Source organism: Vibrio syngnathi, assembly GCF_002119525.1.
Classification (GTDB): Bacteria; Pseudomonadota; Gammaproteobacteria; order Enterobacterales; family Vibrionaceae; genus Vibrio; species Vibrio syngnathi.
Map to the genome: position 1 here is coordinate 813,466 of NZ_CP017916.1, position 16,453 is coordinate 829,918.

Below are 16,453 nucleotides of genomic sequence, written 5' to 3' on the forward strand. Positions count from 1 at the left end.
ATTATTTTAAAGTTAGGTTTTTCGTGTCGGAATATAAATTAGATCCATTCAACGCATTAGAAGCAAAAACAGAAGCGCAAAAATTGTCTTTTGCCCCTATTGTTTTTCATACAGCTCGTACACTTCGTGATTTAGGTATATTGAAAGCGTTAGATGACGCAGGCAATGATGGTTTACCCGCTGAAACTATTTCTCAAGCAACGGGTGTATCCGAATACGGTGTCAAAGTTCTGCTTGATATGGCGTTGAGTGCTCATATCGTTACCTGGGATAAGCCCCGCTATAAAATGGCTAATCTAGGTTTTTATCTATTGCACGATGGCATGACCAACGCAAATATGGATTTCACTGCTGATGTCTGTTACGCCGCGATGATGCATTTAACCGAAGCAATAGAAGAAGGCACACCTGCGGGCCTGAAAGAGCTGGGTGATTGGGAAACGATTTACCAAGGCTTGTCTCAATTGCCAGAAAAAGCAAAAGAGAGTTGGTTTAAGTTTGATCATTTCTATTCAGATCGTTCGTTCCCTGTGTTGCTTGAGAAAGTTTTCAGTAAGAAGCCTAAATCGCTGGTGGATATTGGCGGTAATACAGGTAAGTGGGCGATGCAATGTTGTAACTACGACTCTGATGTCGAGGTGACGATTGTCGATTTGCCGCAGCAACTAGAAATGGCAATGGCAAACGCAACACAGCACGGTCATCAAGACCGAGTGACTCCATTCCCCGCTAACATGCTTGATAAACAGCAAGCGCTGCCGACAGGTACAGACGTGTGGTGGATGAGTCAGTTCCTTGATTGCTTCTCGCCAATGGAAATTCTTAGCATATTAAAACGTGTTCGCTCTCATATGTCAGAAGACGCGACTGTTTATATTCTTGAACTGTTTTGGGATGCACAGAAATACGATGCGGCTTCTTATAGCTTAAATGCGACGTCTCTCTACTTCACTTGCTTGGCCAACGGCAACAGTCGCTTTTACCGCAGTGAAGACTTCCTAGAGATAGTGGAAGAGGCTGGCTTCGACGTGGTGACTCGTACCGATGATATCGGTCTTGGGCATACGCTTCTGGAGCTGAAAGCTAGCGCGAAATAATCATGGTAAACATGGCTTAAATTAATGAAAAAACTGTCAACTCAAGTAGTGATCATCGGAGCAGGCCCATCAGGGTCTATTGCTGCGTCTTTGCTTCATAAAAAAGGCATCGATGTTCGAGTGATTGAAAAAAGCCTTTTTCCCCGTTTTTCTATTGGTGAAAGCCTGTTACCAGCATGCATGGAAGTGATCGAACAAGCGGGCATGACTGAAGCGGTGGTTAATGCTAACTTCCAATTTAAAGATGGCGCGGCTTTTCGTAAAAATGGCGTTTATACGGCGTTTAATTTTGAAGATAAGTTCTCTTCTGGGCCGGGAACGACGTTTCAGGTTCAACGAGGCTCGTTTGATAAAGTATTGGCAGACAGTGCTGAAGCGCAGGGTGTTACCATTGATTACCAACATGAACTGGTAGGTATTAACTTCGCTGAAGATCGTACGATATTAGATGTACAAGTGCAGGGTGGAGAGCGTTATCAGCTAGAGGCTCAGTACGTCCTGGATGGTAGTGGTTTTGGTCGAGTGTTACCAAAGATGCTCGATTTAGAAGAACCATCACAACTTCCTCCGCGCAAAGCCATTTTTACGCATATCAACGATCATATCTCAGTAATAGATACTGACCTTGAATACGATCGCAGTAAAATTTTGGTCTCGGTGCATCCAACCAACCCTGATGTATGGTATTGGTTGATTCCTTTCAGTAACGGCGTCTCTTCATTTGGTGTGGTAGGGGAGCCTAAATTCTTTGAATCATACCCAGAAGACAAGATTGCGGCGATTAAGCAGCTGGCAACAGAAGAGTCGGGTTTAGCTGAAATATTGGCAAATGCAGAGTATCCGAACCCTGCGGGCGAAATCGGTGGTTATTCTGCCAACGTAAAACACCTTGCAACAGACAAGTATGCGCTCTTGGGCAATGCCGGTGAGTTCCTTGACCCTGTGTTTTCATCAGGCGTGACGATTGCGATGAAGTCGGCTCAGTTTGCGGTTGAGTGCGTGGAAAAGCAGCTCAATGGTGAGAAGGTTGATTGGGACCGTGATTATGCGGATCCGCTGATGGTTGGCGTGAATACCTTTAGAACGTATGTTGAAGGGTGGTACTCAGGTACCTTGCAGGATGTGATTTTCTATCAAGACCCCAACCCGAAGATTAAGCAGATGGTGTGCTCAATTTTGGCTGGCTACGCATGGGATCAAACCAATCCTTATGTGAAAGAGTCAAAGCGTCGATTGAAGACGCTGGCAGAGATATGCCGAAGCTAGGTGGTCTATTTAGTATGTAGTAGCATGCTAAATGGTCACTATCGTTAGCCATAAATAAAAACAGCCGCAATGCGCGGCTGTTTTTGTATCAGATAAATCTGAGAAGCTGATTTTCAGAGCGAATACCAACTCCAGTAAGTAAGAGAGCAAAAATTCTAACGAAGTTATCGAGGTTGATACTACTTCAGGTCGATGCTGTTCAATCGTCCCATAAAGATAAGCAGCTCAATGACATCTTTGTGGGCTTCAAGGAGTGCTCGTTTGGTTTGGCTATAGGCCGCGAGTCGACCGTGTTTCCGTATAGAACATACTTTTGTTCTGTATTTGTAATCGCCATTTTCAGAGAAAACACGCCATTTCGCAATGTAGCACTCGTCGCGATGTTCAGGGTCACTCTGCGTTGGATTAGGCTTAAATACAATTTTAGGCTCTAAACTATGAGGCAGACGTGTCATGAGATAGGGCTCTTTGAGGACCTTTGGCCAAAACTTGCCCCAAAGCTGCCTACCCAGCTCATCTCTTAATTTGATGGTTTTCTTGAGTGCTTTCTCTTCCCCCATACGAACGAAACCGACTGAACGATGCAGTACCGTATCGTCGGGAGTATGAATGTGGATCTTAAAAGCGGTCTTACCTTTCGAGATAAAGCGGTAACCGGTAGCACCAATTAGATTATTCTGGCTCATAGTTTGCTAAATGATGATTATGTTATTAATAAGGTTACGACAAATACCGCGAAACCGAAACTAATCCTCGTGAAAAAAATAAAGCCTTAGCATTTTTGCTAAGGCTTTATTAGAAAATATGATCTGATAGAGCTGCTAACTACATAATTTTCTGCATCACATCACCAATTTGAATGCTTCCAGCCAGACTTGGCTGATCGATCGTAAGTTCAGCTTCGTTTTCATAAACGCGAGAAACGGTCAGTGTGATATCACTTTGAGAGACCTTATTGCGTGGTAAGCCTCTTTGGTCGATAAATGAACCCGTGTGCCAGAGTTGAAGTTTGTCACCTTGTTGAACGCCGTGTATTCGGCCTAAATCAATGGTAACTGTATTGCCAAACACCGCGGCGACCTCTGGAAGGGTGATTTTACAAGATACTTCCGATTCTAAATCCAACATAATATTGCGGCTGACGCGAAGCATCATACTGCCATAGGTTGATGCCCAGAAACGAGCACTGCGGGTATCGATTTCACTGGTCTTGGCAAATGGCCATTTTGCCACTTCACGATAGCTTCGGTTGTAGACCTGATGCCCTGTTTTACCATCGAAGACTTGCATTTCTAACGCAAATTGGCGGTTGATAATGTCATCTTTCAAAAGCTTAGATTCGATGGTCGCTGTTAAGTCGGTGATATCACCGCCGATGATGTATTGTGCGCCCGTATCTTGCGCGATCATCTTGATCACTTCAGGTCGGCGCTTGTCGATGTCGTAATTTGTTGTACCAACAGAGACAAAACTTCGAGATTCTTGCGCCAGTTGTCGGTTAACGACATGGCCAAAATCATCACCAATGTTATAGATTCGGCCCATAACAGCTTGCTGTGGAGAGCTCACATCAATATTGCCAACCAAAAATGTCTTTTTATATTGGCTCTCATGGCAAGCACTTGCCGAAGGGTAGATGTCAATCTTTGCTGTGACCATTATATTGCCACTGCGTTTCTTCTCATTTTCTACCAATATGTAGCGCACTTCATGATTGGTAAATTGAAATTCTTTCTTTTTTGCATCTAAGTAGGGAGTGAGGTTTGCAATGCTGCCGATGTCAGCGCCAGAGAACTGTATGGCTTTGTAGACGGCATCTTCTAGTGCATGAACCCTTGCCGCATCCTCTGACGATACGATGGTTGCAGTACCGGTAACTTCATACCAAGAGGCATGAGTACTGAAGCTGATGGTTGTCAGTAAACTTATTGAAAATAAGTAATAAATTATTTTTTTCATCTATTCGTTACCAGTTGGGTATAAATATTGCTTAACAAATATCTATAAGCTTAAAGCTGACTCAAGTGCGTTTTTCATAATCTGAACCATTAATGAATAGCAAAGATTGTTCCAACATTGTAATCCATTGAAAAGATTAATGGCGAGAACATATTGGAACAGCAAGCACTAAAACTATCTGGAGATAAGAGAATGAAAAAATGGCTCGTAGTAATGAGTGTCATGTTAATGACATCATGCGCTTATTCGCCAATCTATAATGGTAAGTCTGAGTATTCGGGCAGTCCGTTTATGTTGATGGACAGCCCGCGTCATACGATGGATTTTTTTGTTGAAAGCATGACCGAAGATTTGATCTTGTCGAATACGAGTATTTCAGCCAGAACACCCATTGCCATTACCTCGTTTGTCGACCTGCAGCACATGGACACAACTAGCTGGTTAGGAAACTCGGTATCAGAAGGTTTCATTCATCAGTTTCAGCGTCGAGGCTTTAAAGTGGTTGATTTTAAAACCACAGGCTCTATCCAAGTGACCCATCAGGGAGATTTTGCTATTAGCCGCGATTGGAAAGATTTAGCTCAAGAGCAAGACGTTCAGTATGTTTTGACTGGAACTATGCTTCGTCAAGAAGGCGGTGTTCTAGTGAATGCTCGCGTAGTCGGAATGCAAACTCGTATTGTTGTTGCTTCCGCACAAGGCTTCTTACCTGCAGACCGTATTGGTCGCGATTTAGATACTCTGAACAGTATCCGAACTCAAGATGGGGTTATCATTCGTTCTGATCCAACGATCAGTCAGCCTCATACTGTTATTCTTCGCCCTTAGGAGTTCGTGATGAAGAAGTTAATATTTGTTGTTGCCGTTTTATTGCTTGTCGGCTGTCAACCATTACAAAGCATGAGACCTAATGACTTTTTGGTTGCGGTTGGCTACGCGAGTGTTAGCGAGCAGAAAGGTCGTAATGACGAAGAGAAACGTATCCGAGCAATGAGAGCCTCTAAAATTGATGCGTATCGTGAACTTGCCGAACAAGTATATGGTATGCGCGTGAGTGGTCGTGCTGAGCTTGAAGATCAACGTCTTGGTACTGAGAGAACTTCAGGTGCGGTTGATGGTGTTATCCGTGGTGCAGAAGTGGTGCGTAGTTATCCTGTTGGCGATAGCTATGTGACTGAACTGCGGTTAGATATCCGAAAAATGGAACAACTGCGTAATTATGGCGAAGTTCAGCCTGTTCCAGAGAAGAGACAGCAAACGTTGTTCTAATTTAAATATTATCTAGTTATAGGCTTATTCAGTTAAATTGGCTGCCAATCGCTTTCCAGATGGTGTATCGGCAATCAATAATAGCTATGAATAAGAAAGCGGCAAGTATGAAAATACTTGCCGCTTTTTGTTTATCGGCTTTGGGAGTACATTCACAGGTTTAGTGGGAGCTTTGACTGGTGTTACGAGAAGGGTAGGCTGAGATACAGATACAGATACAGATACAGATACAGATACAGATACAGATAAAGATATGAAGGGTAAGGTTTACCTAGCTAGGCTTTAACGTTGGTTCCTAGCGTCGAAATGGTATGCGTTTGACCACCGGCATTGTAGGTCATGCCAATTTTTCCGTGGCTTTGCTGCATCATATTGCTGAGTTTTTTGAAGCTAAGGTGTGCTCGATTCAAGGCTTCGCCATTTACCAGGTTCGCTTGATGGCAATCGTGCACTATGGACTTGATGGTTGTGACTAACTGAGCAAGTTCAGGGTTTTCGGTCAGTTCAGATATATTAGTATGGGCAGCGATTCGTTGATCGGTTGATCTTAGTTGTTCAACAAGAACCACTTTCTCTTTGGCTATTCGCTCAATATCGCTTGATTGTCGGCTTGTAATAGCGATTTTCTCTGAACTCAATAATTCAGATAAGGCTTTGGCATTTTGAAGTTGGAAATTAACTAAATCTGCTAGTGCCGCCATAATGTAACCTACTAATAACCTCGTGTACTTTAAGATAATAACTTTATTTAAAAGTTAATGTTTGCTTAAAGACCTTTTAATTCGTTTTCAAATTTCATCATGTTGTCGGCCAACTTTTCTGGGTCAACAGTGTATGAACCATTTGCGATCGCTTCTTTTATTGCTGCGACTTTCACGGAATCGAAACTTGGTTGCGCTGCCATCTCTTGATGGAGTTGACCAATCGCCTTGCCTTGTTGGCTTAGTGAAACCGCATCTTTGCTTGCTGGTGATTTAGATGATACATCCGAACTTGATGTATCAGACCTAGAATCAGAGCGCACTGCTGAGCGGTTAGTGCTCGTTAGGGTTTGCCCTGAACGAATATTATCAATACCTGCCATAGTTAAGCCTTTTTCTTCAAAATGGGAACCTGTACAGTCAGTATCGACCATGGGTTCAAATACTTTAGCAATTTTTAGCTCATTAGTCGAAAAGGAAGCAAACGCCTCGACCGTTATATTCGGTGTTAGAGTTGAGAATAAAAAGCGCTAACGATACCGACACTTAGAAGTGAAGTGTTAAAAGTAAACCGTGACTTCAGACATGCTGGTAACAATTCCTTCGATTATACGCTGTGATTTGTCATTTTTCACCCTAACTTGATCACCCATTGAGCCATCGGTAAGTGCAGTCCCTTTGGTGGTAATGGTCATGCCACCTTTTACTGCTTGTATGATAACCTTCTCATTTCGGCATACGACACAAATATCGCCTCTTTCGACAACATCACCTGGCCTCAGGTTCTTTTTTACCTTAGCACCGACGACTTGTTGTGGAGCGGTAAAACCTTGGCGACGAAATTTGTTGAGAGAAATCATCGCGGTCGTGACATCGTATTGACCGATGATTTCGCCTCTTGCCAGTGAACGAGTCGTTGTGACAAGTGGAACTGACATTGAAATGCGCACAGGCACGTAAACACGCCATTCATCAGGCACACAACGAACTAAAACGGTAATGCTGCTACGGGTGTTGGTTGTTGTTGAGGCGCTTGTCTCGAGGGGAATAGGGCAATTTGTGGCTTTGATTCTAGAGTCAATATTAGCTGAATTAACAAAAAGTTCACCGCCTCGCGGTTGCTCGACCGAATCAAGAATGTGTTGCTCAGCGGCTGATTGGATCATGTCAATTTGTTCCGGTGTTGCCGCGTGTATAAAAAAACTAAACAATATTGTTAGAATGCCGATAAACTTAGCGACAGTTTTAAAAATAGTTCTACACATAGCTATGGAAAAAAGATATATGTTTGTTTTATGATATGTCATTTTATTTCTCTAGTGGTTCGTAGCCTGCAGTAGACTAACACTTTCTATCCAAAAAGTTTGATATGGAGATGAGCTCATGACGGGTATTCTTGATTCAGTGAATCAGCGTACGCAACTCGTCGGTCAAAACCGATTAGAATTACTAACCTTTCGCCTAATGGGGCGTCAGCGTTACGGTATTAATGTATTTAAAGTGAAAGAGGTTTTACAATGCCCTCGTCTGACTTTAATGCCAAATTTACATCATCTCGTAAAAGGTGTAGCTCATATTCGTGGTCAGACAGTTTCTGTCATTGATTTGAGCTTAGCGGTAGGCGGGCGTCCAACATCAGATATCGATAAGTGCTTTGTCGTGATTGCTGAATTTAACCGTACTATCCAAGCATTCCTTGTAAGCTCTGTAGATAGAATTGTTAATATGCACTGGGAAGCTATTCTTCCACCACCAGATGGTTCGGGTAAAGATAACTACCTAACAGCGGTTACTAATATTGACAATGAGCTTGTGGAAATATTAGACGTTGAAAAAATCTTGGCTGAGATTTCTCCAGTTGATGAAACAATGGATAGCAGAATCGCAGAAGAAATTGCAGAAGTTGAACAAGAGAAAGAATTGGTTCGCCGAATCTTGATTGCTGATGACTCCACGGTTGCTCGTAAGCAGGTTCAACGTGCTATCGAATCAATTGGTTTTGAGGTCATTGCTGTTAAAGATGGTAAAGAAGCCTATGAAACTCTAATGAAAATGGCATCGGAAGGCAGTATTTACGATCAAATTTCATTGGTGATTTCAGATATCGAAATGCCAGAAATGGATGGATACACGCTGACTGCTGAGATTCGTCGTCACGCAGAACTAAAAGATTTATATGTAATTTTGCACTCATCATTGAGTGGTGTATTTAACCAAGCCATGGTTGAACGTGTAGGAGCTAACTCCTTCATCGCGAAATTCAATCCTGACGAGCTTGGTGGCGCGGTTAAAGCTGCGTTAACTAACTAAAAGAGACATTAATGACTGCTATAACAATAAGTGATCAAGAGTATCGCGATTTCAGCCGTTTCTTAGAATCTCAATGTGGCATTGTATTAGGTGACAGCAAGCAGTATTTAGTGCGCAGTCGTCTAAGCCCATTAGTAACGAAGTTTAATGTAGCTTCATTATCTGATTTGCTAAGAGATGTAGTGACAGGTCGAAACCGTGAGTTGAGAGTGGCGGCAGTGGATGCTATGACGACTAACGAGACACTTTGGTTCCGAGACACTTATCCGTTTGCTGTACTAGCGGATAAACTTCTACCGGAAATAGCGGCAAATAAACGTCCTATCAAGATTTGGTCTGCGGCAAGTTCTTCAGGCCAAGAACCATACTCAATGGCTATGACGATACTTGAGACCCAAGCACGTAAGCCGGGTATGTTGCCAAATGTATCGATCACCGCTACTGACATTTCAGCAAGTATGTTGGATATGTGCCGCACCGGCGCTTATGACAACCTTGCTTTGGGACGAGGACTTTCTCCTGAGCGCCGTCGCACTTTCTTTGAAGATGCTGGCGATGGTCGTATGAAAGTGAAAGACAACGTTAAGCGAATGGTAAACTTCCGTCCTCAGAACTTGATGGAGAGCTATGCACTGTTAGGCAAATTCGACATTATCTTTTGCCGTAACGTGTTGATCTATTTCTCACCGGATATGAAGTCAAAAGTACTTAACCAGATGGCAAATAGCCTGAATCCTGGTGGTTACCTATTGTTGGGTGCGTCTGAATCGTTAACCGGCTTAACGGATCGTTTTGAAATGGTTCGCTGTAATCCAGGTATCATCTACAAATTAAAGTAATTAGTGTCGCTACTTTAAGATGTAACATTACTGTCTTTATTCAAAACCCAGCCAAGTGCTGGGTTTTCTTTTTCCTGTTTAAACGATATCTTTATGTCAGAGTGACATTCCAATTTACTCTATTTATTGGCTTGTATATTGCAAGTTTACCCACGAGTGACCTGTAAAAGTAATGGTCGGCCACTTTGTTTTTAAAGTTGGTATATATATTGCTTAGGTTATCTCATAACAGTCAGTTCTTGAGTTGAGGTTTACATGGCTATTTCTTTTGACAATGCTTTAGGCATTCACCAGCACACAGTTGGTGTACGTGAGCGTAACGCTGAGGTGCTTTCCACCAATATCGCGCAAGCTAACACGCCTGGGTATAAAGCAAAGGGATTAGACTTTAATAAATCACTGCAAGCGGCAAGTTCTGGGGCAAGCATTGGTCTTAGCCGAACAGACGGTCGGCATATTTCTGCCTCAACGACGGTGAACGGGGAAACGATGTATCGAATTCCTACGCAGCCTGATACCGGAGATGGCAATACGGTTGATTTGGATTTGGAAAGAAACCTTTTCATGCAAAACCAAATTAGGCATCAAGCCTCTCTCGACTTCTTAGGAAGTAAGTTCAAGAATTTAACTAAAGCGATAAAAGGGGAATAACTAGATGAGCTTATTTAATGTATTCAATGTGACTGGTTCTGCTATGAGTGCTGAATCTGTTCGTCTAAATACTACCTCAAGCAACCTTGCTAACGCAGACAGTGTAAGTAGTTCTGCTAAAGACACTTACAAGGCTCGCCACGCAGTGTTTGGCGCTGAGTTAAATCAGGCACGTAATAGTGGTCACACTGTGCCAGTGAAAGTATTAGGTATTGTAGAAAGCGATAAGCCGCTGAGCGCGGAGTACAACCCAGATCACCCATTAGCGAACGACGAAGGCTATATCTATAAGCCTAACGTGAACGTTATGGAAGAAATGGCAAACATGATTTCAGCATCACGTGCGTACCAAACAAACGTACAGGTTGCTGACTCGAGTAAACAAATGCTGCTGCGTACGCTGCAGATGGGTCAATAAGGATAAGGAGGTAGCAAATGGCTGGAATCAACAATGTTGGTCAAAGCGGCTTGTCCTATGTTGACCAGCTGAAGAGTCTTCAAGATGGTGCTAAGAAGCCCGATGAAACAACAGGTAAGCAGGATCTTAAACAAGATGACTTCTTATCTTTGTTAACTAAGCAACTTGCACAACAAGACCCTTTTAAGCCGGTTAGCAATGACCAGATGATTGCGCAAATGGCTTCATTTGCGACCGTAGATGGCATTGGGAAAATGAATACACAGTTTGAAAACTTGAATTCATCAATGACCTCTAACCAAGCACTGCAGGCATCCTCTTTGGTTGGCCGTGACGTATTGGTTCCTGGAGCGGCAGGTGTGAAACAAGGTGATGGCGGTATGGCGGCAATGGTTAAGCTTCCTCAGGCAATGGACAATGTAATGGTCCGTGTTGAGAACGAAGTTGGCCAATTGGTTCGCACTTTTGATATCGGCTCAAAACCATCGGGTGACACACGTGTTGAGTGGGACGGAAAAGACGAAGACGGTAATCCATTGCCGGCCGGTAAATACAACGTGAAAGCGTCGGGTTTATTGGAAGGTGAGAACACAGAGTTTCAAGTGTCGAGTTATGCGAACGTGAACAGTGTGCTTCTTGGTAAAGGCGATGGCAACGTACTACTCAATCTGGCTGGTTTTACATCGCCAGTACGACTTGCTGAAGTACTAGAAGTTGGTAAAGCGTAGCTCTTTTTAAAGTGATTATGCTAGCTAGATTAGGAGAATATTGGAATGTCATATGTATCTTTAAGCGGTCTGTCCGCTGCACAGTTAGACCTGAATACAACCAGTAACAACATTGCGAACGCAAACACATTTGGCTTTAAAGAGTCTCGTGCAGAGTTCGGCGATGTTTACTCAAGCTCGTTGTTCACTAACGCGAAAACGACGCCAGGAGGCGGTGCGCAAGCTAGCCAAGTGGCACAACAGTTCCATGAAGGTTCAAGTATCTATACGAATAACCCAATGGATTTGCGTGTAAGCGGTACAGGTTTCTTTGCAGTATCGAAAGACCGTATGGTGCCGGAAATCAATGAACTAACGCGTAATGGTGCATTTCACCTAAACAAAGACAACTACATGGTTACGGCTAATGATGAGTTTCTTTTAGGTTATGATGTTGACCCAAATACGGGTGAAGTTCTTTCTTACGCACCAAAGCCTCTCGACATTCCAGCTGAGTTTGGTAAACCTAAACAGACAGAAAACATTGAAGTAGGGGTTAACCTTCCTGCGAACGGTGATCTTAAAGACCCGGCGACATTTGACTTCAAAGATCCTGACACCTATAACCGTGCAACGTCTTCGACGGTCTACGATTCTATGGGTCAGTCTTACAAGTTAACGACTTACTACCTAAAAGATCAAACTCAACCTAATACTTGGCAAACGTACTACACCATGTCTGATGAAACGGGTGAAAAGCCGGTAAACATCACAGGTGGTGACGCGACGAATTCAGCAGGTCATGTTGGTCACACAATGAAGTTCAACAATGACGGTACATTAGCAAGCCTTAACAATGGTCAGCCAATTCTCTCTGATCCTATCGGTGCTGGTGAGAACGCAATTGATTTGAACGGTGCTGATCCAACACAGGTACTTAACTTTGGTCTGGATTCTTCAACTCAGTTTGCCGCTCCGTTCGAACTTTCTAGGTTTGATGAAGATGGCGCGACAACAGGTTTCTTAACGAAAATCGATTTCGATGAGTACGGCAGTGTTCTAGGCAGTTACTCAAACGGTGAAAATGTGATACTAGGCCGCGTAGGTTTAGTTCGTGTACCGAATGAGCATGGTCTAGATAAGAAAGGCGGCACTCAATGGGATTCTACTAACGCTTCAGGTGATAAAATCTGGGGTGAATCAAATAAAGGTTCATTTGGTAGTATTAACAATGGCTCACTAGAGCAGTCGAATATCGATATGACTCAAGAATTGGTTGATTTGATTTCTGCTCAACGTAACTTCCAAGCGAACTCTCGTTCTCTAGAAGTGCACAACCAACTGCAACAGAATATTCTTCAGATTCGTTAATCGTTTCGAGCGTCTGAATCATCTGCGAATACCCAATTCAATGTTATTGAGTTGGGTATTGTTGATGAATGACGTATGGCTATTTGCTTTTCTATTTGCCGCCTCTATTGCCGCACGGTAATGCCACAGGCAATAATTCTTCCAGAATGATCCTTTGATGATCACCCTTCTTGTTTGTTTTACATTTAAATTGTTGATAAATAACGCTTAAAAATATTGGCATAATGCTTGCTTAATTAGCCCCAGAAGATGATTTTTGGAGCAAAATTATGGATCGCGCACTGTTTCTTGCCATGAGTGGCGCTAAACAAAACATGCAGGCGTTGCAGCTACGTTCAAACAACCTTGCCAACGTAAGTACTACGGGTTTCCGTGCTGATTTAGCACAAGCACGTTCAATGCAAGCGTATGGTGAAGGCATGCCTACTCGTGTCTTCAGTATGACAGAGCGTCCGGGCCATAATTTCGCACAAGGTAGCGTGGTAACCACTGGTCGAGATCTCGACGTTACGATTCAAGGTGATGGCTGGATTTCAGTCATGGACAACACGGGTCGTGAAGGTTTAACCCGTAACGGTAACCTAAGGGTTGACCAAAACGGTTTACTTACCAACGCAAGTGGCCATTTAGTGCTCGGTGAAAACGACGCACCAATCACGCTCCCAATCCCAATCAGTAAAGTAGAAATTGGTACCGATGGTACGATCTCCGTTATTCCTCAAGGCGCTCCTGCTGAAGAATTGGCGGTGGTTGACCGTATTAAACTTGTACGTCCAGACAACCAAAGTTTGTTTAAAGATACGAATGGTCTATTCCGTTCTAAAAACCCAGATCAGGCATACGAAGCGGATGCAGCGGTAACGTTGCTGAAAGGTGCTATCGAAGGCAGTAACGTAAATGCCGTAGGCGAAATGACCAGCTTAATTGACTTACAACGTCAATTTGAAATGCAGGTCAAGATGATGAGCACCGCAGAGGAAATGGACAAGTCGTCTGATTCACTGCTTCGTATGAGCTAATAGAATTTTAAGGAAATTACTATGCATCCAGCATTATGGGTAAGTAAAACCGGTTTAGACGCCCAACAAACCAATATTTCAACAATTTCAAACAACCTTGCCAACGCATCAACCATTGGTTTTAAAAAGAGCCGTGCGGTGTTTGAAGATCTGTTCTATCAGAATATTAACCAACCAGGCGGTCAATCGTCTCAGAATACTGAGCTACCGAGTGGCTTGATGTTGGGTGCCGGTTCAAAAGTCGTTGCAACTCAAAAGGTGCACACTCACGGTAATGCACAAACGACGTCTAACAGCCTAGATATGATGATCGAGGGTGATGGTTTCTTCCAAGTTGAAATGCCAGATGGTGAAACAGGTTATAGCCGTAACGGTCAGTTCACACTGAACGGTGACGGTGCGATCGTAACATCGGGCCAAGGTTATGCCCTACAACCCGAAATCGTTATTCCTGAAGACTCGATTTCGGTAACGGTTGGTAACGATGGTGAAGTGTCGGTTCGTCTGCGTGGTCAGCAAAACAACGTCGTGGTTGGCCAAATTACCATTACTGACTTCGTAAACCCAGGTGGTTTAGAGCCCATCGGCCAAAACCTTTACTTGCCTACAGGCGCAAGTGGTGACCCGCAAGAGGGGGTTCCGGGGTTGAACGGCTTAGGTAATGTTCGTCAGTCTATGCTTGAAGCATCCAATGTAAACGTAACTGAAGAGTTGGTTAATATGATTGAAGCTCAACGTGTATACGAAATGAACTCAAAAGTTATCTCGGCGGTAGATAAGATGATGAGCTTCGTTAACCAACAGCTCTAGCGGGTTAATTCGCTATCTATTTACGTCTACTTAATCGTTCTATTTCCATTGTTTGCTGAGAGTACATCGCCATGAAACGTATTGTTTGTTTAGCTCTATTTTTAACTATGACGGGCTGTACCACACTGGAGCCAATTGAAACTCCGGCGCAAGAGAACGCAACCACTGTGGTTGATGCTGTAGAAGGCGACAAGTCGGCCCAGGAAAGCTCTGGTATTATCGACACACTTCGAGATAGAACGGACCCTATTGCTGGTGACCCTGCATGGGCGCCAATCAACCCCAAGAAAAAACAAGAGCATTATGCAGCAGCAACAGGCTCACTGTTCAATGTTAACCACATTGGCAGCATGTATGATGACTCAAAACCTCGCGGTATTGGTGACATCATTACAGTTGCGTTAGATGAGAACACGCGAGCGACCAAAAAAGCTAATGCAGATATGTCTAAATCAAACGACGCATCAATGGAACCGTTAGCTGTAGGTGGTGAAAATCTAGAACTTGGTAAATACAATTTTTCTTACGATCTGAGTAACACCAACACCTTTGCTGGAGATGCATCAGCTAACCAAAGTAACAGCATCAGCGGCTACATTACTGTTGAAGTTATCGAAGTATTAGCCAATGGCAACCTAGTGGTTCGTGGTGAAAAGTGGATGACCTTGAATACGGGTGATGAGTATATTCGCCTAAGTGGCACCATCCGCCCTGATGATATCGACTTTGAGAATACCATTGCTTCGAACCGTGTTTCGAACGCACGAATTCAGTACTCGGGTACGGGTGTGCAGAAAGATATGCAAGAACCTGGATTCTTGGCACGATTCTTTAATGTATCACTGTAGAGCTTGAGGCCTTGTCCGCATGTTGACACTCTCAGGATTGTCTAACTTCAAGCTAACTCATTATAAATTAAAGTAATACAGACAGGTTGCTCAATGAAAAAACTAACACTCGTACTCTTCGGCATGCTATTCCTTGCCACCAGTGCTCATGCTGCGCGTATTAAAGACGTGGCAAAAGTGGCGGGTGTTCGTAGTAACCAACTTGTCGGCTACGGTTTGGTCACAGGTTTGCCGGGCACCGGTGAGACAACTCCCTTTACGGATCAAACGTTTAACGCAATGCTGCAAAATTTTGGCATTCAATTGCCGCCTGGTACTAAGCCAAAAACCAAAAACGTAGCGGCTGTTATTGTTACCGCTGAATTACCGGCTTTCTCTAAGCAAGGTCAGGAAGTTGACGTAACTGTATCGTCTATTGGTTCTGCAAAAAGCCTTCGTGGTGGTACTTTGCTGCAGACTTTCCTTAAAGGTCTAGATGGTCAAGTGTACGCTGTGGCACAAGGTAATTTGGTGGTGAGTGGTTTTAGTGCTCAAGGCAACGACGGTTCTAAGCTCGTTGGTAACAACCCAAACGTCGGTATCATCTCTAGCGGTGCGACGGTAGAGCAAGAAATCCCAACTCCATTTGGCCGTGGTGACTACATCACTTTCAACCTAATCCAATCTGATTTCACGACAGCTCAGCGCCTAGCTGATGCGGTGAATAATTTCCTTGGCCCTCAAATGGCGTCTGCGGTAGATGCGACTTCTGTAAAAGTTCGTGCGCCACGTGAAATCAGCCAACGCGTAGCTTTCTTGTCTGCCATTGAAAACATCGAATTTGACCCAGCCGAGGGCTCTGCAAAAATCATTGTTAACTCTCGTACCGGTACTATTGTTGTTGGTAAGCACGTGCGTTTAAAAGCAGCGGCGGTAACACACGGTGGCATGACGGTTGCGATCAAAGAAAACCTAAATGTAAGCCAGCCTAATGCATTCGCTGGTGGTCAAACGGTCGTGGTTCCCGATTCAGATATCGAAGTAACCGAAGCCGATGGCAAGATGTTCAAGTTCGAACCCGGCTTAACGCTCGACGATTTGGTACGAGCTGTCAACGAAGTTGGCGCCGCACCTTCTGATTTAATGGCAATCCTTCAAGCACTGAAACAAGCGGGTGCAATTGAAGGTCAGTTGATCATTATTTAAGGA

The 16,453-nt window shown here is 43.7% G+C and carries 19 protein-coding genes; 14 read left to right on the top strand and 5 right to left on the bottom strand.

Annotation, left to right across the window (positions count from 1 at the left end; translation table 11 throughout):
- Window positions 1-23: 23 nt before the first annotated feature.
- Both K08M4_RS03985 and K08M4_RS03990 read left to right on the top strand, forming a co-directional pair.
- Entirely contained in the window at window positions 24-1,097 is a 1,074-nt protein-coding gene (locus K08M4_RS03985; protein ID WP_086048927.1) for a methyltransferase, read from the top strand.
- A 24-nt stretch (window positions 1,098-1,121) separates the two neighbouring features.
- A complete protein-coding gene (locus K08M4_RS03990; RefSeq protein ID WP_086048928.1) occupies window positions 1,122-2,363 on the top strand; it encodes an NAD(P)/FAD-dependent oxidoreductase in 1,242 nt (413 codons plus the stop codon).
- Between the two features lie 179 nt (window positions 2,364-2,542).
- On the opposite strand, the gene K08M4_RS03995 is transcribed toward K08M4_RS03990, so the two are convergent.
- Complete coding sequence (locus K08M4_RS03995) at window positions 2,543-3,049, bottom strand: Fe3+-citrate ABC transporter substrate-binding protein (RefSeq protein ID WP_086048929.1); 507 nt, start codon at window positions 3,047-3,049, stop codon at window positions 2,543-2,545.
- Between the two features lie 139 nt (window positions 3,050-3,188).
- Window positions 3,189-4,322: a flagellar assembly protein FlgT gene (locus K08M4_RS04000; protein ID WP_086048930.1), complete on the bottom strand. Its 1,134-nt coding sequence runs from the start codon at window positions 4,320-4,322 to the stop codon at window positions 3,189-3,191.
- Between the two features lie 192 nt (window positions 4,323-4,514).
- On the opposite strand from K08M4_RS04000, the gene K08M4_RS04005 reads away from it, so the two are divergent.
- Window positions 4,515-5,150, top strand: a complete 636-nt coding sequence (locus tag K08M4_RS04005; protein WP_012603422.1) for a FlgO family outer membrane protein — start codon at window positions 4,515-4,517, stop codon at window positions 5,148-5,150.
- 9 nt (window positions 5,151-5,159) lie between these two features.
- Window positions 5,160-5,591 carry a flagellar assembly lipoprotein FlgP gene (gene flgP, locus K08M4_RS04010; RefSeq protein WP_086048931.1) on the top strand — a complete coding sequence of 144 codons (432 nt, stop codon included), beginning with the start codon at window positions 5,160-5,162 and terminating at the stop codon, window positions 5,589-5,591.
- A 275-nt stretch (window positions 5,592-5,866) separates the two neighbouring features.
- Here flgP and K08M4_RS04015 read toward each other — a convergent pair whose 3' ends face one another.
- The 3 genes from K08M4_RS04015 to flgA all read right to left on the bottom strand — a co-directional run bounded on the left by K08M4_RS04015 (window position 5,867) and on the right by flgA (window position 7,599).
- Window positions 5,867-6,292, bottom strand: a complete 426-nt coding sequence (locus K08M4_RS04015; protein WP_086048932.1) for a flagella synthesis protein FlgN — start codon at window positions 6,290-6,292, stop codon at window positions 5,867-5,869.
- A 65-nt stretch (window positions 6,293-6,357) separates the two neighbouring features.
- On the bottom strand, window positions 6,358-6,675 hold the full coding sequence (gene flgM / locus K08M4_RS04020) for a flagellar biosynthesis anti-sigma factor FlgM (RefSeq protein ID WP_086050381.1): 318 nt from the start codon (window positions 6,673-6,675) through the stop codon (window positions 6,358-6,360).
- 177 nt (window positions 6,676-6,852) lie between these two features.
- The gene (flgA, locus tag K08M4_RS04025) at window positions 6,853-7,599 is read right to left on the bottom strand and encodes a flagellar basal body P-ring formation chaperone FlgA (protein ID WP_086048933.1); all 747 of its coding nucleotides are present in this window, start codon (window positions 7,597-7,599) and stop codon (window positions 6,853-6,855) included.
- A gap of 76 nt (window positions 7,600-7,675) precedes the next feature.
- On the opposite strand from flgA, the gene K08M4_RS04030 reads away from it, so the two are divergent.
- From K08M4_RS04030 to K08M4_RS04075, 10 genes are all read left to right on the top strand, one after another.
- Window positions 7,676-8,602: a chemotaxis protein CheV gene (locus K08M4_RS04030; RefSeq protein WP_009848577.1), complete on the top strand. Its 927-nt coding sequence runs from the start codon at window positions 7,676-7,678 to the stop codon at window positions 8,600-8,602.
- Between the two features lie 11 nt (window positions 8,603-8,613).
- A complete protein-coding gene (locus K08M4_RS04035) occupies window positions 8,614-9,441 on the top strand; it encodes a protein-glutamate O-methyltransferase (protein WP_009848576.1) in 828 nt (275 codons plus the stop codon).
- Between the two features lie 255 nt (window positions 9,442-9,696).
- Window positions 9,697-10,092, top strand: coding sequence for a flagellar basal body rod protein FlgB (flgB, locus tag K08M4_RS04040; protein ID WP_086048934.1), 396 nt, complete (start codon window positions 9,697-9,699; stop codon window positions 10,090-10,092).
- Window positions 10,093-10,096: 4 nt separating this feature from the next.
- On the top strand, window positions 10,097-10,510 hold the full coding sequence (gene flgC, locus K08M4_RS04045; protein WP_086048935.1) for a flagellar basal body rod protein FlgC: 414 nt from the start codon (window positions 10,097-10,099) through the stop codon (window positions 10,508-10,510).
- Window positions 10,511-10,527: 17 nt separating this feature from the next.
- Complete coding sequence (flgD, locus tag K08M4_RS04050) at window positions 10,528-11,238, top strand: flagellar hook assembly protein FlgD (RefSeq protein WP_086048936.1); 711 nt, start codon at window positions 10,528-10,530, stop codon at window positions 11,236-11,238.
- Window positions 11,239-11,283: 45 nt separating this feature from the next.
- Window positions 11,284-12,588 carry a flagellar hook protein FlgE gene (gene flgE, locus K08M4_RS04055; RefSeq protein WP_086048937.1) on the top strand — a complete coding sequence of 435 codons (1,305 nt, stop codon included), beginning with the start codon at window positions 11,284-11,286 and terminating at the stop codon, window positions 12,586-12,588.
- A gap of 269 nt (window positions 12,589-12,857) precedes the next feature.
- On the top strand, window positions 12,858-13,607 hold the full coding sequence (flgF, locus tag K08M4_RS04060) for a flagellar basal-body rod protein FlgF (protein WP_009848571.1): 750 nt from the start codon (window positions 12,858-12,860) through the stop codon (window positions 13,605-13,607).
- Window positions 13,608-13,628: 21 nt separating this feature from the next.
- Window positions 13,629-14,417, top strand: a complete 789-nt coding sequence (gene flgG, locus K08M4_RS04065) for a flagellar basal-body rod protein FlgG (protein WP_086048938.1) — start codon at window positions 13,629-13,631, stop codon at window positions 14,415-14,417.
- Window positions 14,418-14,488: 71 nt separating this feature from the next.
- Window positions 14,489-15,265: a flagellar basal body L-ring protein FlgH gene (gene flgH / locus K08M4_RS04070; RefSeq protein WP_086048939.1), complete on the top strand. Its 777-nt coding sequence runs from the start codon at window positions 14,489-14,491 to the stop codon at window positions 15,263-15,265.
- Window positions 15,266-15,358: 93 nt separating this feature from the next.
- A complete protein-coding gene (locus K08M4_RS04075; protein ID WP_086048940.1) occupies window positions 15,359-16,450 on the top strand; it encodes a flagellar basal body P-ring protein FlgI in 1,092 nt (363 codons plus the stop codon).
- Window positions 16,451-16,453 lie beyond the last annotated feature (3 nt).

Bases quoted from the DNA above. Each gene is read 5' to 3' on its own strand.
- flgG (WP_086048938.1), top strand. From the start codon at position 13,629: ATGCATCCAGCATTATGGGTAAGTAAAACCGGTTTAGACGCCCAACAA.
- flgM (WP_086050381.1), bottom strand. From the start codon at position 6,675: ATGGCAGGTATTGATAATATTCGTTCAGGGCAAACCCTAACGAGCACT.
- K08M4_RS04000 (WP_086048930.1), bottom strand. From the start codon at position 4,322: ATGAAAAAAATAATTTATTACTTATTTTCAATAAGTTTACTGACAACC.
- flgF (WP_009848571.1), top strand. From the start codon at position 12,858: ATGGATCGCGCACTGTTTCTTGCCATGAGTGGCGCTAAACAAAACATG.
- flgH (WP_086048939.1), top strand. From the start codon at position 14,489: ATGAAACGTATTGTTTGTTTAGCTCTATTTTTAACTATGACGGGCTGT.
- K08M4_RS04030 (WP_009848577.1), top strand. From the start codon at position 7,676: ATGACGGGTATTCTTGATTCAGTGAATCAGCGTACGCAACTCGTCGGT.
- K08M4_RS04005 (WP_012603422.1), top strand. From the start codon at position 4,515: ATGAAAAAATGGCTCGTAGTAATGAGTGTCATGTTAATGACATCATGC.
- K08M4_RS04035 (WP_009848576.1), top strand. From the start codon at position 8,614: ATGACTGCTATAACAATAAGTGATCAAGAGTATCGCGATTTCAGCCGT.
- K08M4_RS03990 (WP_086048928.1), top strand. From the start codon at position 1,122: ATGAAAAAACTGTCAACTCAAGTAGTGATCATCGGAGCAGGCCCATCA.
- flgA (WP_086048933.1), bottom strand. From the start codon at position 7,599: ATGACATATCATAAAACAAACATATATCTTTTTTCCATAGCTATGTGT.
- flgP (WP_086048931.1), top strand. From the start codon at position 5,160: ATGAAGAAGTTAATATTTGTTGTTGCCGTTTTATTGCTTGTCGGCTGT.
- K08M4_RS04075 (WP_086048940.1), top strand. From the start codon at position 15,359: ATGAAAAAACTAACACTCGTACTCTTCGGCATGCTATTCCTTGCCACC.
- K08M4_RS03995 (WP_086048929.1), bottom strand. From the start codon at position 3,049: ATGAGCCAGAATAATCTAATTGGTGCTACCGGTTACCGCTTTATCTCG.
- flgE (WP_086048937.1), top strand. From the start codon at position 11,284: ATGTCATATGTATCTTTAAGCGGTCTGTCCGCTGCACAGTTAGACCTG.
- flgB (WP_086048934.1), top strand. From the start codon at position 9,697: ATGGCTATTTCTTTTGACAATGCTTTAGGCATTCACCAGCACACAGTT.
- K08M4_RS04015 (WP_086048932.1), bottom strand. From the start codon at position 6,292: ATGGCGGCACTAGCAGATTTAGTTAATTTCCAACTTCAAAATGCCAAA.
- flgC (WP_086048935.1), top strand. From the start codon at position 10,097: ATGAGCTTATTTAATGTATTCAATGTGACTGGTTCTGCTATGAGTGCT.
- flgD (WP_086048936.1), top strand. From the start codon at position 10,528: ATGGCTGGAATCAACAATGTTGGTCAAAGCGGCTTGTCCTATGTTGAC.